The organism is Aliiroseovarius zhejiangensis (assembly GCF_014656375.1).
Taxonomy (GTDB): domain Bacteria; phylum Pseudomonadota; class Alphaproteobacteria; order Rhodobacterales; family Rhodobacteraceae; genus Aliiroseovarius; species Aliiroseovarius zhejiangensis.
In genome coordinates this window covers 225,445-251,626 of sequence record NZ_BNCH01000004.1, presented here as the reverse complement: position 1 = coordinate 251,626, position 26,182 = coordinate 225,445, and the positions used below count along the sequence as shown (strand labels likewise).

Here is a 26,182-nt window from a genome sequence, read left to right as displayed (position 1 = left end):
GCCATTGCGCCACGCAACCCTTCTGGCAAACTCCTTTCTTGTCACCAGAGGATCGGAGTGCCTCATGCGTCTTCTGACGATCACCACGCTTTTCGCTGCCGTGCTATGTGTGCAGGCGGCGACCGCCGGGCCGGTCGGGTTTGGCGACTGGCGGCAACACTGGTTTGCCCGGTTTGCCGATGTGGATTTCACCTATTCCAACAAGGCGCTGAGCGTTCAGGCCAATGGTGCCGTGTCGATCACCTACAAACTGCTGGATCAACGCGATTGGAACGTTCGGTCGGCGCAATGGCGCTGGTCCGTGGACAAAACCGTACCCGCAACCGATCTGCGCCAGAAGGGCGGGGATGACCGAAACCTTGCGCTTTATTTCGCCTTCCTTCCCGAAGCCGAGGCGCAGCGTGTGAAGGGCACGCGCAACCTACGCCGCCTGTTGAAAAATCCCGAGGGGCGGGTGCTGGTCTATGTCTGGGGCGGCGATCACGGGCGCGGGGCGGTGTTGCCGTCGCCCTATCTGGGCGCGCGTGGCAAAACCGTGGTATTGCGGCCATCCGGCACGGGTGGCCACGCCGAAAACGTCGATCTGGCCGCCGACTTCCGTCGCGCCTTCGGCACCGAGCCCGGCGCGCTGGTCGCGCTGGCCGTGTCGTCCGACAGCGATGACACCGACACCATTGCCCGCGGGCAGATCTCGGATCTGGTGCTGAAATAGGCGGATTGCAGCGGCATTGCCCCCTGTTCCGGTTGAACCTGCCGGGCGGCGTGCTAGGGTTGCGCAACCCCTTTCAAATGCTGCGAGGTTCCATGCTGCGCACCGCCCTGATCATCCCCGCCCTGACCCTGACGCTTGCCGCCTGCGCGCCCGACGGGCTGTTCACCGCAAACACCGACAAGATCGACGTGACGGACGAAACCGGCGCGCAGATTTTTGCGGAAAACTGCGCGTCTTGCCACGGGGCGGACGCCAAGGGCGGCGCGATGGCGGGGGCCCCCGACCTGACCACCCTGACCGCCCGCCACGGCGGCAAATTCCCCGCGCGCTATGTCATGTCCACCATCGACGGCTACGCCCAAGGCAGCCACCGTGGCCCGATGCCCGAATTCGGCGCCTATCTGGAAAGCGAAATGGAGGTCTGGGTGGACGAAAAAGGCGTGCAAACGCCGACGCCGGGGGCGCTGGTTAGGCTGGCGGAGTATTTGGAGAGTGTGCAGGGGTAGGACCTGACGTTAACCTTACGCCCGGCGGCACCGCCGGGCAGCGCCCGACCCTCCCCACGGGAGGGCGCTTTTACGACATTTCAAAATGCTGAGCGGGTGCGGTGGTTGTGAGCGGGTGCCTCTCGAGAGGATACTGGGCGCCCACCCAGGGTCGGGCGCTGCCCTAGTCATATTTCCTTGACCGAATTGCGGTTTTTCTCGAGTTCGGATAATGCGGGGATCAAATCCCAAAAATCATAACAGTATCGCTTTGCTACACTCAACTGATCTTCGCAGTTCACCACATGAAATGTCCAAATTCTTACTGCTTCTTCGGTGAGTCTAGCGCATTGATTTGCAAGGTTAATTACTTGTCTGTAGTTCACCTTTTCCACTTCGTAGCCAGACCTTTCGAGCTTTCGGCGGTGGCCGCTGACGTTCTCGAGATGATGTGCCAGAATCTCGTCGCGATGGATCTTTACCGCATCGAACTCAGGACTTTTCAACGCACGTTCGACATTCTCGGCAAGACTTTCGATTGAAGAACCGACTTTTCCGATCTCAAGAAAATCTTCCGGCCAATCGGGATGTGCTTGTCGTCGAGCGTTTTCAATGTGTTGCTCCATGCCCTGAATGGATCTGATGAACATCGGAAGCGAACTCCCATGATTGTCCAGGTTCCTGCAAACGAACATGACCACATTGCTGATGACAGCCTGAACAGCAGTATCTAAGGCGTGCCCAGAAAAGGAACCGTTGATGACTGTGGTAACTCTTTCGTTCCCGACTACCGCATCCATAAAGGCCACTTCCCATAGCGAAGCAGTAAGTCTTTTTTCTAGTTCTGCAGCTATTTGGTCTAGCTTCAGAATGTTTTTATTCGGGCATTCTATCATTGATAAATTTGCCCCTCAAACATCCAACTCCTCCACGAACTTCGCGTTCTCCTGAATATACTGGAACCGAAGCTCGGGTTTCTTGCCCATCAACTGCTCGACCAACGCTGCCGTTTCGCCCGGTTCATCCTCGTCAATCGTGACCCGGATCAGTTTGCGAGACGCCGGGTCCATCGTGGTTTCTTTCAGGTCTTTCGCGTCCATTTCGCCCAGACCTTTGAAGCGGCTGACGTCGATTTTGCCTTTGCCGCCCAGACCTTTTTCCAGCCATGCGTCGCGCTCGACCTCGTCGATGCAGTAAACCCGCTTGGCCCCCTGCGTCAGGCGAAACAGCGGCGGGCAGGCCAGATACAGGTGCCCTGCGTCGATCATCGGGCGCATTTGGGTGAAGAAGAACGTCATCAGAAGTGACGCGATATGCGCGCCGTCGACATCCGCATCGGTCATGATGATGACCTTGTCATAGCGCAGGTCATCGACGTTGAACTTGGTGCCCAGCCCGACCCCCAGCGCCTGTGTCAGGTCGCTGATTTCCGCATTGGTGCCAAGTTTCGATGACGCCGCCCCCAGCACGTTCAGGATCTTGCCGCGCAGGGGCAGAAGCGCCTGCGTCTTGCGGTCGCGCGCCATCTTGGCGGACCCGCCGGCGCTGTCGCCCTCGACAATGAACAGTTCGGTCCCTTCGCGGTTGGTGGCAGAGCAATCGACCAGCTTGCCGGGCAGGCGCAGCTTCTTGGTTGCGGTTTTGCGGGCGGTTTCTTTTTCCTGCTTGCGGCGCAGACGTTCCTCGGCGCGAAGCACAAGGAAATCGAGGATCGCACCGGCCGATTTCGTGTCTGCCGCGAGCCAGTTGTCGAAATGGTCGCGCACGGATTGTTCGACCATCTTGTTGGCGCTTTCGGTCGACAGGCGGTCCTTGGTCTGCCCCACGAAGGACGGATCGGCGATGAAGCACGACACCAGCGCGCAGCCGCCGGTCATCAGGTCGTCGCGGGTGATGTTGGCGGCCTTCTTGTTGCCCACCAGCTCTCCATACGCCTTGATGCCTTTCAGGATCGCGGCCCAGAAGCCGGTGACATGGGTGCCGCCTTCGGGGGTCGGTACGGTGTTGCAATAGGACTGGATGTAACCATCGCGCGAGGGCGTCCAGTTGATTGCCCATTCGACATATCCGGGTTCATTGAACCGTTCGCGAAATTCGACCTTGCCGGCGAAAGGTTGGTCGGCATAAACCGACGCGCCACCCAGCGTTTCCTTCAGGTAATCGGACAGGCCGCCGGGGAAGTGGAACGTCGCCTCGGTCGGGGTTTCGCCATCGTCGATGGCCGATTTCCAGCGGATCTCGACGCCCGAGAACAGATAGGCCTTGGAGCGCACCATCGTGAACAGGCGTTTCGGTTTGAAACGGTGGTGCCCGAAAATCTCGTCATCCGCGTGAAATGTCACCTCGGTCCCGCGCCGGTTGGGGGCCGCGCCGATCTTTTCGACCGGGCCAAGCGGGATGCCGCGCGAAAACCGTTGTTCGAACAGTTCCTTGTTCTTGGCGACCTGCACGACCATCGTATCCGACAGGGCGTTCACCACCGACGAGCCCACGCCATGCAGCCCGCCCGAGGTCTGGTAGGCCTTGCCGGAAAACTTGCCGCCCGCATGCAGGGTGCACAAGATCACCTCCAGCGCCGATTTGTCCGGGAACTTGGGGTGCGGATCAATCGGGATGCCGCGCCCGTTGTCGCGGACCGTTACGGCATAATCCGCGTGCAGCTCCACCTCGATCCGGGTGGCGTGACCCGCGACGGCTTCGTCCATCGAGTTGTCGAGGATTTCGGCCACCATGTGATGCAGCGCGCGTTCATCGGTGCCGCCGATATACATGCCCGGGCGTTGGCGCACAGGTTCAAGACCTTCCAGCACCTCGATCGAAGAGGCATCATAGGTATCCTGGCCCTGGCTGGCCAATAGGTCGTTGCTCATGGATGTATCGCCCTGCATGCTGCTTTGCTTTGCTGTTTGACATAGTATGACAGAGCGCCCCGACAGGGAAAAGGCCGGGCGCACCGCTTGATGGAAAGAAACGCCGGTTTTTCCGGCATTGAGGGAGGGAGCAGCAGGTGGACGAGCAGGCGAAAACCCAAGGGGGCGAAGGTGACAACATGCTGGAGCCAGCCGATTGGCACGCCTTTCGCGGTCAGATGCATGATCTGCTGGACCGTTGCCTTGACCGGATGGAGCGGGCGGAAGATCACCCGTGGCAGGCCCCGCCGGACGGACTGCAGGAGGCCTATGCGATCGGGCAAGGCGGCGATCTGGTGGCGCGTCTGGCAGACGAAGTCATGCCGTATCACAGTGGCAACACCCATCCGCAATTCTGGGGCTGGGTGCAGGGCAGCGGGCTGCCGTCGGACCTGATGGCCGGGCTGGTGGGGGCAGCGATGAACGCCAATGTTGGCGGGCGGCACCATGGTGCAAACGCGATGGAGGCGGCCGTGATCGACTGGACGCGGCGCAGGATGGGGATGGGGGATGCGGCCAGTGGGGTTCTGGTCACCGGCACGTCGCAGGCAACGGTCCTGTGCTTGCAGGCAGCCCGCATGCGCGCCCTTCCGGACCTGCGCGCCAAAGGTGCCACGGCCCCGATGGCGGTTTACGCCGTGGACGGGGTGCATAACGCAACGCGCAAGGCGGTCGAGTTGTTGGGACTTGGGCATGAGGCATTGCGTCTGATCCCCACCTGCGATGGCGTGCTGGATGTGCAGGCCTTGCGGGCTGCGATCGACAAGGATCGCGCAAAAGGCATCCTGCCGCTTGCCATCGTTGCCACTGCCGGGTCGGTCGATCTGGGCCAGTTCGATGACCTGAACGCGCTTGCCGATCTGGCGCAGACGCAGGGTATCTGGCTGCATGTGGACGGTGCCTTCGGGGCGTGGACGCGGTTGGCGGGCGATCCGTGGCACAGTCTGACCGACGGGATCGGACGGGCAGACAGTATTGCATTGGATTTTCACAAATGGATGTATGTCGGATACGACGTCGGTCTGGCCCTGATCGCGGACGAGGCCGACCACCGCGCCGCCTTCGCCATCCGCCCGCCATATCTGCAAGGGTCAAAGGACGGGCTGTCGGGTGGGGATCGCTGGTTCTGCGATTTTGGCATCGACCTGTCGCGCGGCAATCGGGCGCTGAAAGTCTGGTGTGCGCTGGAAATGTTCGGGGAAGAGGCCTTTGCCGCGGCAATCACCCGCAATTGCGAACAGGCGGCGCTGCTGGGGGCGTTGGTTGAGGCACAGGGAATGGCGCTTGTGGCGCCGATCGTCTCGAATATCTGCGTATTCACGGCCCGCCCTGATCTGTCGGAGCAGGACCAGTCGAGCCTGAACCGCCAGATCGCCACCACGCTGTAACTGGATCAGCGCGCGGTCTTTTCGACCACCGAACTGGGTGGGGTGACCTGTTTGCGCGCGGCCTTCACGAACCATCGGACGCGTGATCACCACATTCGCGCAGCGGTTCAGGATGTGGTGGCGCTGGCCCGTCATGGGACGTTGCCGACAGCCGATTGACTGCCCCGATGAGAAGGGCGGTCAACGCGTCTTGTCCAACGTGATCAGCCATATAGCGCGGGCTCGCCCATCCGCTGGTGAATGGCATTGGCGGTACGGGCATCTATGCCCAGTGCCTGGCCCAGTTCGTGCAGGTATTTCGCCTCGGCCTGGCTGTCCAGGTCCAGGCCGACCAGCGACATGGCATAGACCTGTGCCTCCATCCCGCGCGGCACGTCGCGCACAAGCCCGTCCACGCTGACCGGACGGCGGAAGGCGTCGTTCACGACCTCTGCTTCGTCCGGAGAGATGTCGCCCAGATGCTGCATCAGCGCGTCTTTTTCGCGTTCGTCGATGCGTCCGTCACATTTGGCGGCCTGCACGATGGCACGCAGCAGAACGGCGGCCTGATCTTCCTGTTCCTTGGTCGGGGTCGATTGCGGGGCGCCGCCATGTTGAAACGCGTCGTTCAGCACGTCCCCCAACGAGCCGGGGGCAGGGCTGGCAGGCCCCCGTTCAGGTGCGCCGCCGCCCGACAGGCTTTCCAGCAAGCCCCCCAAACCGCCCCCTGCCGTGCCACCGCCTGCGCGTGCGCCGCCCAGCATCCCGCCAAGCATTTCCATCAGGTCGCCACCCGGACCCGCCGACCCGCGCCCCGATTGTGCCCCGGTTCCAGGGTTCACCAGACCGCCCAGAATATCCGACAACCCGCCGCCCGAACCTTGCCCCGAGCTTTGAGGCGTGCGCGCCGACCCGCCGGTCAGGTTTTCCAACAAATCCCCCAGACCACCTTCGGGGGAATGATCGCTGCCAAAGATGCTGCCGCTGCCCGGATTGGATGCGGGGCGCTGTCGGGCTGCGCCTTTGCTCATGCTCGAGACGCCCTTGGCGATGGCCGCGCCAAGGGCCATTTTGGCCAGCGTTCCTACAAGACTCATGTTCGTACCTCCCAGATCTGATCTGTTCTGAGACTAGGCCCGCAAGATCGTTGAGATAAGGGGAAACATGGGGGAAGAGCGTCACAAAAGACCCTGCACGCCGGGAAAAACTGCCGATTCACGTCTGGCTGAACGGATCGTCCGGATAGGTTACACCTGCCAGATACAACCCCTCGGGCGGGCACACAGGGCCACAGGCGGCACGGTTGCGGGCGTCAAGGGCGCGGCGCACGTCCCCGGGTGCCCACGCACCTGCGCCCACCCGCTCCAGCGTGCCGACGAAGCTGCGCACCTGGTTATGAAGAAAGGACCGAGCGCGCACGTGAAAGCGGTATTCGACGCCATTCGGAATCTCGATTTCTTCAACCCGCAGTTCATCCAGTGTCTTGACCGGGCTGTCCGCCTGACAGATTGACGACCGGAAGGTGGTGAAGTCATGCCGACCCAGCAAATGATCCGCCCCGGCCTGCATGGCATCGGCGTCCAGCGGGTGCTTGATATGCCATGCCAGCCCCCGTTCGTGCGTCAGCGGCGCGCGCCGGGAAATCAGCCGAAACAGATAGCGCCGCTCGGTTGCCGAGAAGCGGGCATGGAACTCATCGGTCACTGGCGCACAGTCAACGATCGCGACGCGCTGATCCTTCAGGTGATAGTTCAGCGCCTCGGACAGGCGAAACGGTGCCCAATCCTTGACCAAGTCGCAATGTGCCACCTGCGCAAGCCCGTGCACACCGGCGTCGGTGCGCCCCGCCGCCGCGATGGTGTGATCACCCGGTTGCAGCTTGGCCAGGGCCGTTTCGATGGCCCCTTGCACCGAAGGGTGATCCTTCTGGCGTTGCCAACCGGCGAACCCGGCCCCGTGATATTCGATCTTCAGTGCAAATCTTGGCATGGCTTTCCGCATACCGCGCGGTGGGGATGCGGGCAAGGCATGTCACCTGGGGAAGTCGCAATGAAACCTCCCCTCTGGCACAGAGCATCCCGGGCACATATGTTCAGGTGAACGAAAGACGGAGGCACCCGTGGGGCTTGGCGATATCGCAGACAGCATCACCCGACAGATCGAGGCCATAGGCGACGCCACAAGCGAGGCGTTGTTCGAACCGGTGATCCGGCTGGGTGTCACGGGCCTGTCGCGCGCAGGCAAGACTGTGTTCATCACGTCGCTCGTGGCAAACCTGATGAATCGTGGGCGTATGTCCGGGCTGCTTGCCGCGTCCGAAGGGCGTATCCAGACCGCGTTCCTGCAACCGCAGCCCGATGACACGGTGCCCCGCTTTGACTTTGAAACGCATCTGGCCGCGATGACGGGGCCAATGCCGCACTGGCCTGCATCGACCCGCGCCACGTCCGAACTGCGCCTGTCTTTCCGGGTGCAACCCTCAGGCCTCTTGGGCGGCCTGCGCGGCCCGCGCACCGTGCATCTGGACATCGTTGACTATCCCGGCGAGTGGCTGCTTGATTTGTCTCTTCTTGACCTCAGCTATACGGAATGGGCCGCGCAGGTGCTGGAGCGGATTGCCGATCGCCCGCAGGCGGCAAGTTATCTGGGCATGGTGCAAGGGGTGGACGGGGCAGCCGCACTGGACGAGATGGAGGCAAAGCGCCTTGCCGGTGGGTTTGCTGCATATCTGACATCCGCACGCGAAGATGGATACAGCGATTGCACTCCCGGCCGGTTCCTTTTGCCCGGTGATCTGGAAGGCAGTCCGGTGCTGACCTTCGCACCCATCCTGCAACCCGCATCGACGCCCCGCAAAAGCCTGTGGCGCGAGATGGAGCGGCGCTTTGAAGCCTACAAGTCCCGCGTGGTGAAACCGTTTTTCCGCGACCACTTTGCCAAGATCGACCGGCAGGTTGTGTTGGTTGACGTGTTGGGGGCGATCCATTCCGGCCCCGCTGCACTTGAGGATCTGCGCCGCGCCATGGCCGAGATCCTGACCGCCTTTCGCCCCGGCGCGAATGCGTTCCTCAGCTCGATCTTTCTGGGGCGGCGGGTCGAGCGGATCCTGTTCGCCGCCACCAAGGCTGACCACCTGCATCACAGCCAACACCCGCGCCTGACCGCGATCACCGCGGCGCTTTTGCGCGAAGCGCGCGACCGGGCGGATTTTGCAGGCGCCAAGACCGCCGCCATGTCCATCGCTGCCCTGCGCACAACCGTGGAAGAGCGGATGGAGCATGACGGGCGAACACTGGACTGCGTGCGCGGACGGCTTCTGGACAGCGGAAAGACCGCCGCGTTCTATCCGGGTGATCTGCCGGACGATCCCGCGCGTCTGCTGTCGCCTGCCCGAAACGGAGCCGAGGCGTGGCTTGATGCGGATTACGAGGTCATGCGTTTTGCCCCGGCGGTCGTGTCGCTGAAACCCGGCGAGGGACCGCCGCATATCAGGCTGGACAAGGCTGCCGAGTTCCTGATCGGGGATCGGCTATGAAGATCCTGCCCGCAACCCCGGCAGATGCCCCGGCCATTGCCAACATCCTGACCGGATGGAACGCGGCGACTCCGTGGATGCCGCGCGTCCATTCCCGTCGTTCGGAAAAGGGTTTTGCGCGCCTGCTGGTGGATCGTGGCTGGACCATCGTGGCGCAAGACCGGGGCCGGGTCGTCGGCTTTCTGTCGCGCGACGGGGGCGAGGTGCACGCGCTTTATCTGGTCCCCGCCGCGCGGGGAAACGGGATCGGGAAAGCCTTGTTGGATGATGCCAAAGCCGCAGTTCCACGATTGTCGCTCTACACGTTTCAAGCCAATGCAGGGGCTTGCCGGTTTTACCGACGCGAAGGCTTTACCGAGGCGTTCCGCACAGACGGAGCAGGCAATGACGAACACCTTCCAGACATCCGCTTTTGTTGGAGAGCCGCCTGATGCGCACACCAAAGACGCCCAAATCCGGACCCGTGCTGATCGAGCTGGACGACACGCAGACGATTTCGCCAGCGGACGCCCCCCCAGTGCCCGAGGTCGCCGCGGTGGACGCCACCGGGGCTGCGATGCAGGGCGCGATCAGCTTCGCGGGCCGCAAACGCTCGCGTCTGGCGCGCTGGTTCTGGTCGCTTCTGATGGCGATCATGGGATTTGTGTTGTCCGTTGCGGCCTATGACTTCGTCACCGGCCTGATCGCCCGCCAACCAGTGTTGGGCTATGCTGCTTTGGGATTGGTGGCTGCTTTCATACTGGTTCTGCTGGTCATCGCGCTGAAAGAATGGGTGGCCTTTGCCCGTTTGCGCCGCGTCGATACCCTGCACCACACGGCTGAAGCGGCCATGATGCACAACGACCTGACCGAAGCGCGCGGCGTGGTCGACAAGCTCAAACAGCTTTATCGCGGGCGCGACGACACACGTTGGGGGCTGGACCGACTGGCCGAACGCGAAGCCGACGCCTTCGACGTGGATGCGTTGTTCGCAGTGACGGAACGCGAGCTTCTGGCCCCGCTTGACGCCGCCGCGATCAAAGAGGTCGAAGCCGCCGCCCGTCAGGTCGCGATGGTCACGGCCATCGTACCGATAGCGCTTGCAGATGTCGTCACCGCTCTGACCGCCAATATCCGCATGATCCGCCGGATCGCGGAAATCTATGGTGGCCGGTCCGGCGTGTTGGGCGGCTGGCGCCTGACCCGCGCGGTGATGGCGCATCTTGTCGCGACAGGGGCCGTGGCTGTCGGCGATGATATGATCGGGTCGCTGGCCGGGGGCGGGATGCTGTCCAAGCTCAGCCGCCGGTTTGGCGAAGGAGTGGTGAACGGCGCGCTCACCGCCCGCGTGGGGGTTGCGGCGCTTGAGGTCTGCCGCCCGCTGCCCTTCGGGCCGAAGAAACGGCCCAGCGTGTCCGGCATCGTGAAACGCGCATTGACGGGGCTGTTCGGAAGCTGAGCGTCTGATCCAGTCGGGTCAGCCCAGTTTTGGCACGTGCTGCGCTGGCCGTGACAGGTCTTCGACACCCATCCGCAACCCACGCCCGATCCGATAGGCCAGCATGATCCATGCGCGCGCCGTATCCGGTGGCAGCAACTCTGTTGTGACCTCTTCGAACAAGGCCAGCCACGGGTCGAAATGCGCTGGCTTCACATCGCCTGCTTGCATATGCACCCGCATCGGATTGCCGTCGTAACCGGGCTCCCGCAGGATAGCCCCACGCCAGAACCTTGAAATCAGGGCGATATGCGCGGCCCATTCATCGTCCGTAACGCCCACGTGACCGTTGAAAACGGGGCCAAGCTCGGGATGCTGCCTGATCCGCGCATAAAACACGGCCAGAACCCGGTCGATCTGTGCCGGAGTGATGTCGAAAAGCCTGAGTGGGTTTGGCTTCGAAGCTGTCTGTGACATTGTGCGCCCTCTTTTCCGAGTAAAATACTCGACAAACGCAAGTCGGCCAAGGGGCGCGGCAAGGACAAAACAGCACAGGTCGACAGGCCACCAAGGCTTTACGCCGCCGAACCACGCGCCTATAACGCCCCAATGATGCACGCACAGGCCATCATTATTCGAATTATATGCCCGGCGCTCTGATCCAGATGAGCCGCCGGGACAAGGCGTTTGGATATCCGCGCCGCCCCTTCCCCCATATTGCGACAACCGCCTGAAAAGGACCGGACAGATGTGTGCCGACACCCCCGACTACAAAGACACCCTGACGCTTCCCGTCACCGATTTCCCGATGCGTGCAGGCCTGCCCAAGCGCGAACCTGAATGGCTGGCCCGGTGGGAGAAAATCGGCGTCTATGACCGCCTGCGCGAAACCGCCGGTGACCGCCCACCCTTCGTGCTGCACGATGGCCCCCCCTATGCGAACGGCCACCTGCATATCGGTCACGCGCTGAACAAGACGATCAAGGACATGATCGTGCGCTCGTACCAGATGATGGGATTTGACAGCCGTTATGTGCCCGGTTGGGATTGCCACGGTCTGCCCATCGAATGGAAGATCGAGGAACAATACCGCAAGAAAGGCCGCGACAAGGACGAGGTCGACGTGGTCGATTTCCGCCAGGAATGCCGCAAGTTCGCGGAAGGTTGGATCGACATCCAGCGTGACGAGTTCAAGCGTCTGGGCATCACCGGCAAGTGGGACAATCCCTATCTGACGATGGATTTCCACGCCGAACGCGTGATTGCCGAAGAATTCATGAAGTTTCTGATGAACGGAACGCTGTATCAGGGGTCCAAGCCCGTGATGTGGTCGCCCGTCGAGAAAACTGCGCTGGCTGAAGCCGAGGTGGAATATCATGACAAGGAAAGCTTCGCCATCTGGGTGAAGTTCAAAGTCACCGACTTCCGCTTGCCCGATCTGGTGCTGTCGGATGAAGAGGAAACCGATGAGACCCGAACAGCGGTGGCAGAGGCCAAGGCTGCAGCCGCGCAAGATTTCATCGGCGCGCATGTGGTGATCTGGACCACGACGCCGTGGACGATCCCGTCGAACAAGGCGGTCGTGTTCGGCGAAAACTTCGACTACGGGCTTTATGAAGTCACCGACTGCCCCGAGGAATGCTGGGCCGCCAAGGGGGACCGGTTCATCCTGGCCGACAAGCTGGCGGCAGACGTGATGGCGCGTGCCCGGCTGGAACCTGACATGTATCGCCGCGTGCGCAATGTCACGCCCGCGCAATTGTCCGGCATGACACTGCACCACCCGTTGGCCGGGGTTGAAGGGGCGAATGGCGAATGGGACGCGCCGCGCGATTTCCGCGCCGCCGATTTCGTAACCGACGAGGAAGGCACAGGCTTCGTCCATTGCGCACCGTCGCACGGGATGGAGGAATTTGAGCTGTATCGCGATCTGGGGATGCTGGATCAGGTCATCACCTATAACGTGATGGATGACGGGTCGTTCCGCTCCGATCTGCCCTTCTTTGGCGGCACCTTTATCCTGAACCGCAAGGGCGGCGAGGGGGATGCCAACAAGGCGGTGATCGACAAGCTTGCCTCCGTTGGCGGGCTTCTGGCGCGTGGCAAGATCAAACACTCCTATCCGCATTCGTGGCGCTCGAAAGCGCCGATCATCTATCGCAACACGCCGCAATGGTTCGCCAGCGTGGACCGCGAGGTTGGCGACGGGCAGGACGAGATGGGCAAGACCATCCGTGAACGGGCGCTGAATTCCATCGACCAGTTGGTGAAATGGTGGCCGCAGTCGGGCCGCAACCGGCTTTACTCGATGATCGAAGCGCGGCCCGATTGGGTTCTGTCGCGCCAGCGCGCCTGGGGCGTGCCGCTGACCTGTTTCACCAGAAAAGGTGCGCTGCCGACGGACGAGGACTTCCTGTTGCGTGACCCCGCCGTGAATGCCCGCATCGCCGAGGCGTTCGAGGCAGAAGGCGCGGACGCATGGTATGCTGACGGCGCGAAAGCACGGTTTCTTGGCAATGACCACAACGCGGATGAGTGGGAGCAGGTCTTTGACGTGCTCGACGTCTGGTTCGATTCCGGTTCAACGCACGCGTTCGTTCTGCGCGACCGTGAAGACGGGACGCCGGACGGCATCGCGGATGTTTATATGGAGGGCACCGACCAGCACCGCGGCTGGTTCCATTCATCGCTTCTGCAAGCCTGCGGCACCAAGGGGCATGCGCCTTACAGAAACGTCGTGACCCACGGCTTCACGCTGGACGAGAAGGGCATGAAAATGTCCAAGTCGCTGGGCAACACCATCGTGCCAGAACAGGTCGTGAAGCAATATGGCGCGGACATCTTGCGCCTGTGGGTGGCGCAGACGGACTACACGGTTGATCAGCGGATCGGGCCAGAGATCCTGAAAGGTGTGGCGGACAGCTATCGCCGACTGCGCAACACGATGCGCTTCATGCTGGGCAACCTGCACGGGTTTGACGAGGCGGAGCGTGTGGACGCAGCCGACATGCCCGAGCTGGAGCGCTGGGTGCTGCATCGTCTGGCGGAACTCGATCACGTGGTGCGCGAAGGGTATAAGACCTTTGATTTCCAGGGCGTGTTCTCGGCTGTGTTCACCTTTGCCACTGTGGACCTGTCCAGCTTCTATTTCGATATCCGCAAGGATGCGCTTTACTGCGATGCGGTGGACAGCTTGAATCGCCGCGCCGCGCGCACGGTTCTGGACATCCTGTTCCATCGCCTGACCACCTGGCTTGCGCCGATCTTGGTGTTCACCATGGAAGATGTGTGGTTGGAACGGTTCCCGGGCGATGACAGCTCGGTCCATCTGGTCGATTTCCCCGACACACCTGCCGATTGGCTGGATGAACCCCTGGCCGCGAAATGGTCGGGTGTCCGCAGGGTCCGGCGGGTCGTGACCGCTGCGCTGGAGGTGCAGCGGCGTGACAAGGTGATCGGGGCGTCTTTGGAAGCCGCGCCTGTGGTGCATGTTCGTGACGCGGATGTGCTGGCGGCCCTGAAATCTGTGAACTTCGCGGATATCACGATCACCTCGGCCGTGTCGCTGACCAACGACCCGCTGCCGTCCGAAGCCTTCCGCCTGCCGGAAGTCGAAGGTGTGGGCGTTGTGTTTGAAAAAGCCACGGGCGAGAAGTGCCAGCGCTGCTGGAAAATCCTGCCGGATGTGGGCAGCCATGATCATGCGGGCACTTGCGGTCGATGCGACGAGGCATTGGGTTAGGGGATGAGGGGCGTTGCCCCTCTGCGCAGAGCGCATTCACCCCAGGATATTTGTGACAAGAAAAAGAGGGGCGCTTTGGTGCCCCTTTTTTGACAAGACGCGGATTGCAGCGCGGATGGTGCGCGCGCAAGGTGGGGTGATGAATATCGCGGTCGTTGATAGCCCGGTCGGGCGTTTGAGTGTTGTGGAAGAGGGCGGGGCAATTACCCGTCTTGTTTGGGGCGCAGATCCGGTCGGCGAAGAGACGCCCCTGTTGGCCGAGGCGATTGCCCAGCTGCGCGCCTATTTCAACACACGTCTTACGCAGTTTGACCTGCCAATCTGTGTTGAGGGCTCGGATTTTCAGCGCGCGGTTTGTGATGCCATATCCGCGATCCCTTATGGTGAGACCATGACCTATGGCGAGATTGCCGAGGTAACGGGCCATTCTGCACAGGCGATTGGACGCGCCTGCGGGGCCAATCCGATTCCGATCATTGTCCCCTGTCATCGCGTCATGGGTGCGGGTGGAAAGCTCGTCGGATTTTCAGGAGCCGGCGGGGTCGAGACAAAAGTTCGGCTTTTGCGTCTTGAAGGGGCCGCCGGGTTGCTTATTTGAAGGGCTTGGTCCGCGACGAGCAGTTGCGCAACAAAACGGCCTGCGGATACACAGGGGGACAGTATGAGCACGATCCTGAATGTCAGTGGCGTGACCAAGACCTATGACGGTGGGCATGAGGCGCTGAAAGGTGTCGATCTTGAGATCGAACAGGGTGAAATTCTTGCTTTGCTTGGTCCCAATGGTGCGGGCAAGACGACACTGATTTCGATCATCTGTGGCATTGCGACGGCCAGTTCGGGCACGATCACCGTGGGCGGGTTTGACCACGTGAAAGACTACCGTGCAGCGCGCGACCTGATCGGGCTGGTGCCGCAGGAAATCAATCTGGAGCCGTTCGAGACCGTCATGAACACCGTGCGCTTTTCGCGCGGGCTGTTCGGGCGTCCGCGTGACGATGCGCGGATCGAGGAAATCCTGAAACTGCTCAGTCTGCACGATAAGAAAGACAATCGCATCATGACGTTGTCTGGCGGGATGAAGCGCCGTGTCCTGATCGCCAAGGCGCTGTGTCATGACCCGCAGATCCTGTTTCTGGACGAACCCACTGCAGGCGTCGATGTCGAGCTGCGCAAGGACATGTGGGAGATCATGGCCAAGCTGAAGCAGACCGGCGTCACCATCATCCTGACCACCCATTACATCGAGGAAGCGGAAGCCATGGCGGATCGCATTGGGGTGATCTCGAAAGGCGAGATTTTGTTGGTCGAGGACAAGACCGCGCTGATCAAGCGGCTGGGTCGAAAAGAGCTTTTGATTGAATTGGACACACCAATTGAGGTGGTGCCCGAAGGCCTTCGGGCGTATCCGTTGACCGTATCGGGTGATGGTGGGCTGGTCTACAGCTATGACGCGCAAGCGGGCAGCACCGGGATCACGGCTTTGCTGGCCGATCTGCGAAAGGCGGGGCTGCATATGTCGGACCTGTCGACGCGCCAAAGTTCGCTTGAGGACATTTTCGTGGATCTTGTGAAGGAGGATGCTGCATGAACTGGAACGCGATTGCCGCGATCTATCGGTTCGAAATGACGCGAACCTTCCGCACCTTGATGCAGTCCGTCGTGTCGCCCGTCCTGTCCACTTCGCTTTATTTCGTTGTGTTCGGGGCCGCCATCGGTTCGCGCATCGATCAGGTCGAGGGGGTCAGTTATGGCGCATTCATCGTGCCCGGCCTGATCATGCTGACCGTTCTGACGCAAAGCACCACAAACGCTTCGTTCGGGATATATTTTCCGAAATTCATCGGCACGGTGTACGAGCTTTTGTCTGCCCCGATTTCGTTCTTCGAAATCGTGATCGGCTATGTAGGGGCTGCTGCCACCAAGGCCTTCATGATCGGCCTGATCATCCTGGCCACGGCGCATTTCTTTGTCGATCTGACCATTGCACATCCGGTCTGGATGATGGCGTTTCTGGTGCTGACCTGTATCAGCTTTGCGCTGTTGGGGTTCATCATCGGCATCTGGGCGCAGAACTTCGAACAGTTGCAACTGGTGCCACTGCTGGTCATCACGCCGCTGGTGTTTCTGGGGGGGTCGTTTTATTCGATCTCGATGCTGCCGCCGGTCTGGCAGACGATCACGCTGTTCAATCCGGTGGTCTATCTGATCTCAGGGTTCCGCTGGGCGTTCTTCGGCATGGCGGATGTGTCGCTGGGCTGGTCGGTGCTTGCGATTGCGGTGTTCATGACGACATGCCTTGCCACCATCGGCTGGATCTTCCGCACCGGTTATCGGTTGCGCAGTTGATGATGGATGATTTGCAACAGGGGGAATGTGCGTCGCCCCTCTCCCTTGTTTGAGCCGGAGGTGCCATCTACATGACAGCCATGACGACCTATATTCCGTTTATCAAGAAGCCGCCGCTGGTCGCGGTGATCCGCCTGTCGGGTGTGATCGCCACGGGTGCGCGTGGGCAACTGAACGATGCGGCGCTTGCCCCGGTGATCGAGCGGGCGTTTCGCAAGGGCAAGCCACAGGCGGTGGCGTTGGTGATCAATTCGCCCGGCGGCAGCCCGGTGCAATCCAGCCTGATTGCCGCCCGTGTGCGCCGGCTTGCGACTGAACGAGAGATCCCCGTCTACGCATTCGTCGAAGATGTGGCCGCATCAGGCGGTTACTGGCTGGCGACCGCAGCAGATGAAATCTATGCCGACGAAAGCTCCATTCTCGGATCCATCGGGGTGATTTCGGCAGGCTTCGGCCTGACGGGCCTGATTGAAAAAATCGGAGTCGAGCGTCGCGTTTACACCGCAGGAAAATCGAAATCCATGCTGGACCCGTTCCAGCCGGAAAAACCGGATGACATCAAGCGCCTGAAGGCGTTGCAGGAAGACATTCACGCCGCCTTCAAGACGCAAGTCACAACCCGCCGCATGGGCAAGCTGCCCGAAGACGAAGACCTGTTCACCGGCGATATCTGGCTGGGGCACGCCGCCATTGACAAGGGCCTGATCGACGGGATCGGCCACGTCGTTCCCAAGATGAAAGAGAAATACGGCGACAAGGTGCGGTTCCGTGTCCATGGCCCGCGCCGTCCCTTCATCAGCCGGTTCGGCTTGCAGCTTGGCGCAGACGCGATCGCGGCCATAGAGGAGCGGGCGGAATTTGCGCGCTTTGGTCTTTGAATGGTCATCAAGATTGTCGTTCTGTTTCTGGTTGCCATGGGTGTGTTGGCGATGTTCGGAAAGCTCAGATACCCCGGACAGCGGCGCATTGAATCAATGAAATGTCCGCGCTGCGGGCGGTATCGGCTGGGGAAATCCCCCTGCGATTGCAACGGAAAGGGCTGAGCTTTGGATCTGATCTTTGCCGCGCTTGGCCTTCTGATCCTGTTGCTGTCTGGCGACAGCCTTGTGCGTGGGGCGGTCAATATGTCGTTGCGCCTTGGGGTCCCGGCGCTGATTGTGTCGCTGACCATTGTGGCCTTCGGCACCTCGGCGCCGGAGCTTCTGATCTCGGTCCAGGCGATTATCGAGGGTGTGCCGGGACTTGCCATGGGCAATGTCGTCGGGTCGAACACCGCGAATATCCTGCTGGTGCTTGGGGTGCCGGCGCTGATTTCGGGCCTGTCCACGGCCACCTGCGACACGCGTAAAAGCTATATCCAGATGATGGGCGCCAGCGTGTTGTTCATCATCCTGTGCATGGGCGGCGTGATCACCTGGATGCAGGGGCTTGTGCTGTTGGCGGCACTGGGCCTGATGCTGAGCTCGGCGTTTCGTGTGGCATTGTCACATCGGCGCACGAACCACGCGGCTGTTGCCAATGACGCCTGCTGTGACGATGAGGAAGAGATCGAGGGCGCCGACCCGGACATGCCGTGGTGGAAGGTCATTCTGTTTCTTGTGCTGGGTCTGATCGGCCTGCCCTTGGGGGCGGATCTTCTGGTGGATGCCTCGACCAATATTGCCCGCCATTTCGGTGTGTCTGAAACGGTGATCGGGCTGACGCTGGTGGCGTTGGGCACCTCGCTGCCGGAACTGGCGACGACGGTCATGGCCGCGCTTCGCAACCAGGCCGAGGTTGCCCTGGGCAACGTGATCGGGTCCAACATGTTCAACCTTTTGGCCATCATTGGCGTTGCGTCGCTGGTTGGCCCAATCCCGGTCGAACGCGGTATCCTGCAATTCGATTTGTGGGTGATGCTGGGCGCATCTGTCCTGCTGGCGCCATTCGTGTTCCTGAAATGGCACATGGGGCGCGTCTGGGGCATCGTCCTGTCGGCGCTTTATGTTGTCTATGTGATGATCGTTCTGGGGATGTCCTGATGATCCAACCTCGCGCATTGATCACCGGGGCAGGCGCGCGGCTGGGGCGTGCAATGGCGATCGAACTTGCCCGTGCGGGCTGTGATGTGGCGGTGCATTATGCGACCTCTGCCGATGGTGCTGCCGATACGGTTCGGGACATTCAGAGTATCGGGCGACAGGCGGTGGCCATACAGGCGGACCTGCTGGACATGTCCCAAGTTGAAAACCTGGTCCCCCGCGCCGCCGAGGCTCTGGGCGGCCCGTTGACCGTTCTGGTCAACAATGCCTCGATCTTTGAATACGACACCTTGGCCAGCGCCACGCAGGACAGTTGGGACAGGCATATGTCATCCAACCTGCGCGCGCCGTTTTTTCTGATGCAAGCCTTTGCGGCGCAGGCGCCTCGGGCCACCCGCGACGACACCGGCGAAAGCCGGGCGCAAGCGCTGGTGGTGAACATGCTGGATCAGCGTGTGCAGAAGCCCACGCCCGAGTTCATGACCTATAGCCTTGCCAAGAACGCGCTTTGGTCTCTGACGCGAACGGGCGCGCAGGCCCTGGCCCCCCATGTGCGGGTCAATGGCATCGCACCCGGCACCACCTTGATCGGTGCCCGGCAAAGCCAGTCCCATTTTGAAGGCCAGCGGTCGGGGTCGCTTTTGCAACGCGGCGCAAATGTCGAGGACATTACCGCCGCCCTGGCGTTTTTCCTGAATGCACCCGCCGTCACCGGGCAGATGATCGCGGTGGATGGCGGTCAGCATCTGGCCTGGCAGACGCCGGATATACGCGGTGTCGAAGACCTCTGAACACCGGTGGGATGACAGGGAACAGATGCGCCAGCAAAAAGTTGTGCACCTGTGAAGTTGCCGCTGGGTCAAGACCGTATTTTTTGCAATGATTTCATGAATTTACACGAGCGTTACAATTCTTTATATATTTATCAATGACTTACGTAGCCGCCTAAAAAATAGGCAGTTTGGCGAAGCGGGCTGAATACAAGGGATTTTCCGTGATGGTCAAAACATTTCCTCAGAGTTATCCACAGAAATTGTGGGCAGGTTTCCTCTTGTGTTCAGGGCGCTAAGATTGCAGGCGCAGAAAGAATCGGGGCGGCGGTCAGATGAACGGTGAAGACACCACGAATGGGCAGGGCAAACCGGTGGTTCCGGTGGGGCATGAAGTCGTCCAGTCCTATCTGAAAACGCTGGACAATTCGCCGGGCGTCTACCGGATGCTCGATGCCAAGGGGCGGGTGTTGTATGTGGGCAAAGCGCGCAGCCTGAAGAAGCGTGTGTCGAGCTATGCAAAGCCCACGGGGCACTCCGCGCGCATTGCGCGGATGATCAGCCAGACCGCGTCGATGATGTTTCTGACCACGCAGACCGAGACCGAGGCGCTGCTGCTGGAACAAAACCTGATCAAGCAGCTGAAGCCGCACTTCAACGTGCTTCTGCGCGATGACAAGAGCTTTCCGAACATCCTTGTCACCGGGCACGCGTTTCCGCAGATCAAGAAGCACCGTGGCGCACGGAAGGAAAAGGGCGCATATTACGGCCCCTTTGCCAGCGCGGATGCGGTGAACCGCACGCTGAACCAGTTGCAGAAGGTGTTCCTGCTGCGCAACTGCTCGGACACAATGTTTGAAACCCGCACGCGGCCTTGTTTGCAGTATCAGATCAAGCGGTGTGCGGGTCCGTGCGTGGGTAAAATCAGCGAAGCGGACTATGCCAAGCTGGTGCGCGAGGCGCAGGATTTCCTGTCAGGCCGTACCACGAAGATGCAGGAAAATCTGGCCGCCGAGATGCAGGCGGCATCTGATGCAATGGCGTTCGAGAAGGCTGCGATCCTGCGCGACCGTATCCGGGCCCTGACGCAAGTGCAGCAGGCGCAGGGCGTGAACCCGCGTGGCGTGGCCGAAGCGGACGTGATCGCGCTTCACATGGAAGGGGGGCAGGCCTGCGTGCAGGTGTTTTTCATCCGCGCGCATCAGAACTGGGGCAACCGCGACTTCTATCCACGCACCGGGGCAGGGGCCGGACCGGGCGAGGTGCTACAGGCGTTCGTCGGGCAGTTTTATGACCAGAAAGACCCGCCGCGTCTGATCCTTCTGTCCGACCCGCTGGACGAACAGGATCTGATGGCCGCGGCGCTGACCGGGAAGCTGGGCCGCAAGGTGGAAATCTCGGTTCCCCTGCGCGGCGAGAAGTCCGAGCTGGTGGCAAGCGCGCAGCGCAACGCGCGCGAAAGTCTGGGGCGCAAGATGGCGGAAACCGCAACGCAGACCCGGCTGCTGGACGGGATTGCAAAGGTTTTCGACCTAGACGGCCCACCCAAGCGAATCGAGGTTTATGACAACTCGCATATTCAAGGTGCCCATGCGGTCGGCGCGATGATCGTGGCCGGGCCGGAAGGCTTCATGAAAAGCCAGTATCGCAAGTTCAACATCAAGGGCGACGATCTGACCCCCGGCGACGATTTCGGCATGATGAAAGAGGTTCTGACCCGCCGCTTCAAGCGCCTGCTGAAGGAAGACCCGGATCGCGAAGGCGAACACTGGCCCGACCTTCTGTTGATCGACGGCGGCGCGGGGCAGGTCAGCGCGGTGCATGAGATCATGGAAGACCTGGGCGTGACCGATATCCCGATGGTTGGTGTGGCGAAGGGTATCGACCGCGATCAAGGCAAAGAAGAGTTTTATCGACGGAAAAAGCGTCCCTTCGCGTTGAAAAGGAATGATCCGGTTCTGTATTTCATCCAACGGCTGCGCGACGAAGCGCACCGCTTTGCCATCGGCACCCATCGCGCCAAGCGGGCCAAGGCGCAAGGCGCGACGCCGCTGGACGAAGTGCCCGGCGTCGGCGCCGCCCGCAAGCGCGCGCTGCTTGGGCATTTCGGGTCCGCCAAGGCCGTCAGCCGCGCGGGGCTGGACGACCTCAAGGCGGTCGATGGAATATCCGAAACCATGGCCGAAACCATCTATGGCTTCTTCCATGCCAAGGGCTGACAGGGTAAGGAGAAACCTATGAAATGGAACCTGCCCAACATCCTGACCATCGCGCGTCTGATCGCGGCACCTCTGGTGCCCCTGATGTTTCTGTATTTCGCGCGTCCCTGGGCAGATTGGTATGCGATGATCCTGTTCATCGTCGCCTCGATCACCGACTATCTTGATGGATATCTTGCCCGCGCATGGAAGCTGGAAAGCCTGTTTGGCGCAGCGATGGACCCGATTGCGGACAAGGCGATGGTGCTGATCGCGCTTCTGGTCATCAATGGATATGCCGGGGTGACGCCGTGGATCCTGTTGCCCTCGGCGCTGATCATCTATCGCGAGGTGTTCGTGTCGGGTCTGCGCGAGACTTTGGGCGACAAGGCGCGTGCCTTGAAGGTCACCGATCTGGCAAAGTGGAAGACCACTGTGCAGATGGTGGCCATCGCCGTCCTGTTTTCGACCGGGATCTTCCAACACAGCCTTCTGGACCGAATGCAGGGAATGGATCAGGCGACCATCGACGGCATATTCAACGGCACCATTTCCGATGACATCGGATTGTTGTTCTATGAGGCCGCCGCGCGTTGGTCTGCCTGGCTTGGCATCACCTTGTTGTGGATTGCCGGCGCGCTGACGGTGATCACGGGGTGGGACTATTTCCGCAAGGCAATGCCGTTTTTACGAGAGGAGCCCGACAATGGTTGAGGTCATGTATTTCGCCTGGGTGCGCGAGCGCATCGGCGAGCCGCGCGAAAAGGTCGAAACAACGGCGACCACAGTCGCAGGACTGGTGGACGAGTTGCGTTCGCGCGAGCCGCGTTATGCCGAAGCGTTCAAGGATCTGTCAGCCCTGCGCGTGGCGCTGGATCAGGAACTGTCCGATTTCGACGCGCCGCTTGCTGGCGTGCGCGAGGTGGCGTTCTTTCCGCCGATGACGGGTGGTTAATATGACCGTCCGTGTGCAAGCCGACACATTTGATCCGGGGACCGTACTTTCGGATTTCGCAAACGACCGCAAGAATATCGGCGCTGTGGTCAGCTTCACCGGGGTCGTGAGAGACGATTCCGGAACGCTGGACCGGATGGAGATCGAGCACTATCCCGGCATGACCGAAAATGCGATCAGCGCCATCGTTGACGAGGCGACGGCGCGTTGGTCTCTGGCCGATTGTCTGGTGATCCATCGCTTCGGCCCGCTGCGCCCCGGTGCGCAGATCATGATGGTCGCCACGGCCGCGCGTCATCGGGTGGCAGCCTTCGAAGCGGCCGAGTTCCTGATGGACTACCTGAAATCCCGCGCGCCCTTCTGGAAGAAGGAATTTCAGCGCGACGGGTCGACGGGATGGGTGGATGCCAAGGCGGATGACGAAGACGCCTTGACGCGGTGGTCCAGGTAGGCGTCGTGCCTTAACCCGCAGCGTGTTCGGGAATGATCTGCTGGGCGATGCCTGCTGCCAGCAGATAGATCGAGGTCACGACCAGCCCCCAATGCGCCCAGCTTTCCGGGTGGAAATCGACCCAGGCTGCCCAACCGGCAAAGAAGGTCCAGGCAAGGGCACAAGGCAGGCTGATCCAGCGCCAGCGTTCGGTTCGGACCGGGTGGATAAACTTCAGCGGCAAAAACATCGCCACGGCCAGCGCCGTGACCAGCGCAAGCATGAACCAGAAATTCGGTTGCGTGGCGAAAAGGACGATCACCAGCATGTTCCAGCACCCCGGAAAACCCGAAAAGCTGTTGTCCTTAGTTTTCATCCGTGTGTCCGCGAAATAGATCGCACTGGTGAAGGTGATGACGATGATGGCAAACCACCCGGTCCAACCCGGCATGAGCCCTGATTTGAACAGCGCATAGGCCGGGATAAACACATAGGTCAGATAGTCGATGATCAAATCCATCAGCACGCCGTCATATTGCGGGGCGTTGACCGACACGTCATAGCGCCGCGCCAATGGTCCGTCGATACCATCGACGCCGAAAGCGACAACAAGCCAGAGGAACATCAGGCTCCATTCCTCGTCCACGGCGGCCAGCATGGCCAACATCGCAAAGACGGCACCTGTAGCGGTCAGCAGGTGGACAAGAAGAGCTTTGGTCGAAACTGTCATGCGCGCTTTGTGACGGAAATTGCCATGAGGGGAAAGGACAAACCGCGATTGGGTGCCAGCGTCACGCGCGGGGGTGGGCCGAACGGTACACTTCCATCAACCGGGACGTGTCGACCGTTGTATAGGCCTGCGTGGTGGACAAGCTGGCATGACCCAAGAGTTCCTGAATGGCGCGCAGGTCGCCGCCGGCGGCCAGAAGATGTGTCGCGAAGCTGTGGCGCATGGCATGGGGTGTGGCAGTGGCCGGCAGGCCCAGTTGCAGGCGAACCTGCTCCATCACCTTCTGCACCATGCGCGGGCCAAGTGCCCCGCCACGCACGCCGCGAAACAGGGGCGTATCGGGCGTTTCGGGATGGGGACACAGGCGGCGATATGTTTCCACCGCGTCACGTGCGGCGGGCAGAACCGGCACCACGCGCTCCTTACCCCCTTTGCCTTTGATGCGCAGGGCATCGGGTAAAGGCGCGTCGGCACAGGTCAGGCCAAGCGCCTCGGATATGCGCAACCCGCAGCCATAGAGAAGCGTCGCGACGGCAATATCACGCGCCCCGACCCAGCCATGTTTCGATTGCATCCCGGCCGTTTCGATCACCGCTTTCGCCGCATCAGGCACCAGCGGGCGGGGCAGTTTCTTGGTGAATTTCGGGCTGCGGGTCGACAGAACGGCCGATGCGTCAAAGTCATCCCGTTCGCTGAGCCAGCGATAGAAGCTCTTGACGGCCGACAAGGACCGGGCCAGGGATCGCGCGCCCACGCCGCGCCCACGCTCATGCGCCATCCACGCCCGCATGTCGGACAGGCTGACGCGCGCCAATCCACCGCGTCCGGCCGATCCGCCCAAATGTCCGGCCATGAAGGCCAGAAATCCTGTCAGATCGGTTTGATACGCGGTGATCGTGTTCGCCGAGGCACCGTCCAGCGCGCGAATGTGATCGAGCCAGTCCGACAGCGCATCCCGCGCCCCGCCAAAGATTGACAATGTGTCTTTCGCGGTCACGACAACCAGCGGCGCATGGCACGTTCAAAGACCCCACCAAAGAAGGCCAGAAGGTCAGTGCCCTGACCGGGTTTGAACTGCTGTGCGTCCTCGACCCCCAGAACCAGCATGCCGGGCAGGCGGCCTTCGCCCAGGTCCAGACGGAGGCAGGCCTCGGACCGGACCCAAAAGCCGGTATCGCCATAAATCGTCTCATCCTGTTCCTGAATTTGCCGCAGAAACACCTGGCGCGAGGATTGTTCGGCGCTCATGCCCAGATATTCATCCACGAAACCGGGATTGGCGACGGACAGGACCGGGCCAAGCCGCTCAACGGCACTGTTTTTCTGACCAAGCTCGGTTTCCAGAACCAGGCGCACGCAATCAACGCGCAGGATCTCGGCCACTTCGCCGCTCAGATCGGCCATGAACAGCTCAAAGTCTGCCGGATCCAGCATGCGCAGCACCGCACGGTGGATCAGGTTCATGCCCGAGATATTGTTGTAAGCCGCCGCGATGACCGAGCGGTGCGTGTCTTCCAACCGGTCCAGCCGCGCCTCAAGCCGCTCCATCGCGATGCCGCGCAGGTCCACGATATTGGCCCCCATGGATCGTTCATTTGCGGCAATCAAGGCGCGCATAATGTCCTGATCATCCAGAATGGTTTCGGGTTGCGCGATCAAATGCGCGCGCAATTCTTCATCAATCGTCGCGGGTACGCTCATCTGCTGCCTCGGTATCTTGTTCTTGTCGTTTTGAATGAAGATACACCAAGTCGCGTGTCAGGTGGTTGGTTTTTTCCTGCTCTCGGCAAGGAAAAAGGGGGCCGTGGCCCCCTCGTAACAGTCGCGATTCCTGCAAATGGCTTACAGGATCTTGATGCCCGCAGCCTTGATGTCAGCCAGGAAGGCGTCCAGCCCCTTGTCGGTCAGCACGTGTTTGGCCATCGCCTGAATGACCGAGGTTGGCGCGGTGGCCACATCGGCCCCGACCAGCGCACAATCTTTCATATGGTTGACCGACCGGATCGAGGCCGCCAAAATCTGCGTTTCGAACCCGTAGTTGTCATAGATGGTGCGAATGTCCTCGATCAGTTCCAACCCATCGAGGTTGATGTCGTCCAGACGTCCGATGAAAGGCGAAATGAAGGTCGCCCCGGCCTTGGCGGCCAAAAGCGCCTGGTTGGCCGAAAAGCACAACGTCACGTTCACCATGGTGCCTTCGTCGGTCAGGGTCTTGCAGGCCTTCAATCCATCCCATGTCAGCGGCACCTTGACCGCGATGTTGTCGGCGATCTTGGCCAGTTTGCGGCCTTCGGCGATCATGGTGTCGGCGTCGATGGCGGTGACTTCGGCAGACACGGGACCATCCACGATGTCGCAGATTTCCTTGGTCACTTCCAGAATGTCACGGCCCGATTTCTTGATGATCGACGGGTTGGTGGTTACGCCGTCGATCATCCCGACGTCGTTCAGTTCCTTGATGGCGTCGATATCGGCGGAATCAGCAAAGAATTTCATAAGCGCGGCTCCTGCAGCTATTGAGCGTTTGCGCTCTCATACCCCATGGGCGCGCGGGCAGAAAGCCCC

Annotated in this window: 26 protein-coding genes; 17 read left to right on the top strand and 9 right to left on the bottom strand. The window is 61.0% G+C overall.

Annotated elements, in window-relative coordinates:
- Positions 1-64: 64 nt before the first annotated feature.
- Entirely contained in the window at positions 65-712 is a 648-nt protein-coding gene (locus IE188_RS11140; RefSeq protein ID WP_191286563.1) for a DUF3047 domain-containing protein, read from the top strand.
- A gap of 92 nt (positions 713-804) precedes the next feature.
- Positions 805-1,218, top strand: coding sequence for a c-type cytochrome (locus tag IE188_RS11135; protein ID WP_229836744.1), 414 nt, complete (start codon positions 805-807; stop codon positions 1,216-1,218).
- A gap of 167 nt (positions 1,219-1,385) precedes the next feature.
- On the opposite strand, the gene IE188_RS11130 is transcribed toward IE188_RS11135, so the two are convergent.
- Together IE188_RS11130 and parE are read right to left on the bottom strand one after the other, a co-directional pair.
- Entirely contained in the window at positions 1,386-2,093 is a 708-nt protein-coding gene (locus tag IE188_RS11130) for an AbiU2 domain-containing protein (protein WP_191286561.1), read from the bottom strand.
- Between the two features lie 15 nt (positions 2,094-2,108).
- Positions 2,109-4,067 (bottom strand): DNA topoisomerase IV subunit B, encoded by a 1,959-nt coding sequence (parE, locus tag IE188_RS11125; RefSeq protein WP_191286560.1) that lies wholly within the window; start codon positions 4,065-4,067, stop codon positions 2,109-2,111.
- 137 nt (positions 4,068-4,204) lie between these two features.
- Here parE and IE188_RS11120 point away from each other — a divergent pair, with 137 nt between their 5' ends.
- Positions 4,205-5,494, top strand: coding sequence for a pyridoxal phosphate-dependent decarboxylase family protein (locus IE188_RS11120; RefSeq protein ID WP_229836742.1), 1,290 nt, complete (start codon positions 4,205-4,207; stop codon positions 5,492-5,494).
- A gap of 203 nt (positions 5,495-5,697) precedes the next feature.
- On the opposite strand, the gene IE188_RS11115 is transcribed toward IE188_RS11120, so the two are convergent.
- Positions 5,698-6,570 carry a DUF533 domain-containing protein gene (locus IE188_RS11115; RefSeq protein ID WP_191286559.1) on the bottom strand — a complete coding sequence of 291 codons (873 nt, stop codon included), beginning with the start codon at positions 6,568-6,570 and terminating at the stop codon, positions 5,698-5,700.
- A gap of 118 nt (positions 6,571-6,688) precedes the next feature.
- Positions 6,689-7,462: a tRNA pseudouridine(38-40) synthase TruA gene (truA, locus tag IE188_RS11110; protein WP_191286558.1), complete on the bottom strand. Its 774-nt coding sequence runs from the start codon at positions 7,460-7,462 to the stop codon at positions 6,689-6,691.
- A 130-nt stretch (positions 7,463-7,592) separates the two neighbouring features.
- Between truA and IE188_RS11105 the strand changes: the two genes are divergently transcribed.
- From IE188_RS11105 to IE188_RS11095, 3 genes are read left to right on the top strand one after another with little or no spacing between them, the layout of a single operon-like run.
- Positions 7,593-9,008 carry a YcjX family GTP-binding protein gene (locus IE188_RS11105; RefSeq protein WP_191286557.1) on the top strand — a complete coding sequence of 472 codons (1,416 nt, stop codon included), beginning with the start codon at positions 7,593-7,595 and terminating at the stop codon, positions 9,006-9,008.
- Complete coding sequence (locus IE188_RS11100) at positions 9,005-9,439, top strand: GNAT family N-acetyltransferase (protein ID WP_191286556.1); 435 nt, start codon at positions 9,005-9,007, stop codon at positions 9,437-9,439. Before IE188_RS11105 ends, IE188_RS11100 begins: the two co-directional genes overlap by 4 nt.
- Positions 9,439-10,446 (top strand): YcjF family protein, encoded by a 1,008-nt coding sequence (locus IE188_RS11095; RefSeq protein ID WP_191286555.1) that lies wholly within the window; start codon positions 9,439-9,441, stop codon positions 10,444-10,446. The genes IE188_RS11100 and IE188_RS11095 overlap by 1 nt, the downstream gene beginning before the upstream one ends.
- Positions 10,447-10,464: 18 nt before the next feature.
- Here the strand turns inward: IE188_RS11095 and IE188_RS11090 are convergent, their stop codons facing one another.
- The gene (locus IE188_RS11090; RefSeq protein WP_191286554.1) at positions 10,465-10,902 is read right to left on the bottom strand and encodes a group III truncated hemoglobin; all 438 of its coding nucleotides are present in this window, start codon (positions 10,900-10,902) and stop codon (positions 10,465-10,467) included.
- Between the two features lie 271 nt (positions 10,903-11,173).
- Here IE188_RS11090 and ileS point away from each other — a divergent pair, with 271 nt between their 5' ends.
- From ileS to IE188_RS11035, 11 genes are all read left to right on the top strand, one after another.
- Positions 11,174-14,167: an isoleucine--tRNA ligase gene (gene ileS / locus IE188_RS11085; protein WP_191286553.1), complete on the top strand. Its 2,994-nt coding sequence runs from the start codon at positions 11,174-11,176 to the stop codon at positions 14,165-14,167.
- Positions 14,168-14,306: 139 nt separating this feature from the next.
- On the top strand, positions 14,307-14,765 hold the full coding sequence (locus IE188_RS11080) for a methylated-DNA--[protein]-cysteine S-methyltransferase (protein WP_191286552.1): 459 nt from the start codon (positions 14,307-14,309) through the stop codon (positions 14,763-14,765).
- A gap of 63 nt (positions 14,766-14,828) precedes the next feature.
- Positions 14,829-15,755, top strand: a complete 927-nt coding sequence (locus IE188_RS11075) for an ABC transporter ATP-binding protein (protein ID WP_191286551.1) — start codon at positions 14,829-14,831, stop codon at positions 15,753-15,755.
- Positions 15,752-16,513 (top strand): ABC transporter permease, encoded by a 762-nt coding sequence (locus tag IE188_RS11070; protein ID WP_191286550.1) that lies wholly within the window; start codon positions 15,752-15,754, stop codon positions 16,511-16,513. The genes IE188_RS11075 and IE188_RS11070 overlap by 4 nt, the downstream gene beginning before the upstream one ends.
- Before the next feature lie 80 nt (positions 16,514-16,593).
- Positions 16,594-17,391, top strand: coding sequence for a S49 family peptidase (locus tag IE188_RS11065; protein WP_191286669.1), 798 nt, complete (start codon positions 16,594-16,596; stop codon positions 17,389-17,391).
- A 168-nt stretch (positions 17,392-17,559) separates the two neighbouring features.
- The gene (locus IE188_RS11060) at positions 17,560-18,534 is read left to right on the top strand and encodes a calcium/sodium antiporter (protein WP_191286549.1); all 975 of its coding nucleotides are present in this window, start codon (positions 17,560-17,562) and stop codon (positions 18,532-18,534) included.
- Positions 18,534-19,325: an SDR family oxidoreductase gene (locus tag IE188_RS11055; protein ID WP_191286548.1), complete on the top strand. Its 792-nt coding sequence runs from the start codon at positions 18,534-18,536 to the stop codon at positions 19,323-19,325. The genes IE188_RS11060 and IE188_RS11055 overlap by 1 nt, the downstream gene beginning before the upstream one ends.
- 314 nt (positions 19,326-19,639) lie before the next feature.
- Entirely contained in the window at positions 19,640-21,523 is a 1,884-nt protein-coding gene (gene uvrC, locus IE188_RS11050; protein WP_191286547.1) for an excinuclease ABC subunit UvrC, read from the top strand.
- Positions 21,524-21,541: 18 nt separating this feature from the next.
- The gene (gene pgsA, locus IE188_RS11045) at positions 21,542-22,216 is read left to right on the top strand and encodes a CDP-diacylglycerol--glycerol-3-phosphate 3-phosphatidyltransferase (protein ID WP_191286546.1); all 675 of its coding nucleotides are present in this window, start codon (positions 21,542-21,544) and stop codon (positions 22,214-22,216) included.
- The gene (moaD, locus tag IE188_RS11040; protein ID WP_191286545.1) at positions 22,209-22,457 is read left to right on the top strand and encodes a molybdopterin converting factor subunit 1; all 249 of its coding nucleotides are present in this window, start codon (positions 22,209-22,211) and stop codon (positions 22,455-22,457) included. Before pgsA ends, moaD begins: the two co-directional genes overlap by 8 nt.
- A 1-nt stretch (position 22,458) precedes the next feature.
- Positions 22,459-22,908: a molybdenum cofactor biosynthesis protein MoaE gene (locus tag IE188_RS11035; RefSeq protein ID WP_191286544.1), complete on the top strand. Its 450-nt coding sequence runs from the start codon at positions 22,459-22,461 to the stop codon at positions 22,906-22,908.
- 10 nt (positions 22,909-22,918) lie between these two features.
- Here IE188_RS11035 and IE188_RS11030 read toward each other — a convergent pair whose 3' ends face one another.
- From IE188_RS11030 to fsa, 4 genes are all read right to left on the bottom strand, one after another.
- Positions 22,919-23,617 carry a CDP-alcohol phosphatidyltransferase family protein gene (locus IE188_RS11030; protein WP_191286543.1) on the bottom strand — a complete coding sequence of 233 codons (699 nt, stop codon included), beginning with the start codon at positions 23,615-23,617 and terminating at the stop codon, positions 22,919-22,921.
- A gap of 61 nt (positions 23,618-23,678) precedes the next feature.
- A complete protein-coding gene (locus IE188_RS11025; protein WP_229836741.1) occupies positions 23,679-24,614 on the bottom strand; it encodes a tyrosine recombinase XerC in 936 nt (311 codons plus the stop codon).
- Entirely contained in the window at positions 24,611-25,318 is a 708-nt protein-coding gene (locus IE188_RS11020) for a DUF484 family protein (protein ID WP_191286542.1), read from the bottom strand. Before IE188_RS11020 ends, IE188_RS11025 begins: the two co-directional genes overlap by 4 nt.
- Positions 25,319-25,459: 141 nt before the next feature.
- Positions 25,460-26,113 (bottom strand): fructose-6-phosphate aldolase, encoded by a 654-nt coding sequence (fsa, locus tag IE188_RS11015; protein WP_191286541.1) that lies wholly within the window; start codon positions 26,111-26,113, stop codon positions 25,460-25,462.
- Between the last annotated feature and the right edge of the window lie 69 nt (positions 26,114-26,182).

Coding starts and splice junctions, on each gene's coding strand:
- IE188_RS11140 (WP_191286563.1), top strand. CDS start 65: ATGCGTCTTCTGACGATCACCACGCTTTTCGCTGCCGTGCTATGTGTG.
- IE188_RS11135 (WP_229836744.1), top strand. CDS start 805: ATGCTGCGCACCGCCCTGATCATCCCCGCCCTGACCCTGACGCTTGCC.
- IE188_RS11130 (WP_191286561.1), bottom strand. CDS start 2,093: ATGATAGAATGCCCGAATAAAAACATTCTGAAGCTAGACCAAATAGCT.
- parE (WP_191286560.1), bottom strand. CDS start 4,067: ATGAGCAACGACCTATTGGCCAGCCAGGGCCAGGATACCTATGATGCC.
- IE188_RS11115 (WP_191286559.1), bottom strand. CDS start 6,570: ATGAGTCTTGTAGGAACGCTGGCCAAAATGGCCCTTGGCGCGGCCATC.
- truA (WP_191286558.1), bottom strand. CDS start 7,462: ATGCCAAGATTTGCACTGAAGATCGAATATCACGGGGCCGGGTTCGCC.
- IE188_RS11100 (WP_191286556.1), top strand. CDS start 9,005: ATGAAGATCCTGCCCGCAACCCCGGCAGATGCCCCGGCCATTGCCAAC.
- IE188_RS11095 (WP_191286555.1), top strand. CDS start 9,439: ATGCGCACACCAAAGACGCCCAAATCCGGACCCGTGCTGATCGAGCTG.
- IE188_RS11090 (WP_191286554.1), bottom strand. CDS start 10,902: ATGTCACAGACAGCTTCGAAGCCAAACCCACTCAGGCTTTTCGACATC.
- ileS (WP_191286553.1), top strand. CDS start 11,174: ATGTGTGCCGACACCCCCGACTACAAAGACACCCTGACGCTTCCCGTC.
- IE188_RS11080 (WP_191286552.1), top strand. CDS start 14,307: ATGAATATCGCGGTCGTTGATAGCCCGGTCGGGCGTTTGAGTGTTGTG.
- IE188_RS11075 (WP_191286551.1), top strand. CDS start 14,829: ATGAGCACGATCCTGAATGTCAGTGGCGTGACCAAGACCTATGACGGT.
- IE188_RS11070 (WP_191286550.1), top strand. CDS start 15,752: ATGAACTGGAACGCGATTGCCGCGATCTATCGGTTCGAAATGACGCGA.
- IE188_RS11065 (WP_191286669.1), top strand. CDS start 16,594: ATGACGACCTATATTCCGTTTATCAAGAAGCCGCCGCTGGTCGCGGTG.
- IE188_RS11055 (WP_191286548.1), top strand. CDS start 18,534: ATGATCCAACCTCGCGCATTGATCACCGGGGCAGGCGCGCGGCTGGGG.
- uvrC (WP_191286547.1), top strand. CDS start 19,640: ATGAACGGTGAAGACACCACGAATGGGCAGGGCAAACCGGTGGTTCCG.
- pgsA (WP_191286546.1), top strand. CDS start 21,542: ATGAAATGGAACCTGCCCAACATCCTGACCATCGCGCGTCTGATCGCG.
- moaD (WP_191286545.1), top strand. CDS start 22,209: ATGGTTGAGGTCATGTATTTCGCCTGGGTGCGCGAGCGCATCGGCGAG.
- IE188_RS11035 (WP_191286544.1), top strand. CDS start 22,459: ATGACCGTCCGTGTGCAAGCCGACACATTTGATCCGGGGACCGTACTT.
- IE188_RS11030 (WP_191286543.1), bottom strand. CDS start 23,617: ATGACAGTTTCGACCAAAGCTCTTCTTGTCCACCTGCTGACCGCTACA.
- IE188_RS11020 (WP_191286542.1), bottom strand. CDS start 25,318: ATGAGCGTACCCGCGACGATTGATGAAGAATTGCGCGCGCATTTGATC.
- fsa (WP_191286541.1), bottom strand. CDS start 26,113: ATGAAATTCTTTGCTGATTCCGCCGATATCGACGCCATCAAGGAACTG.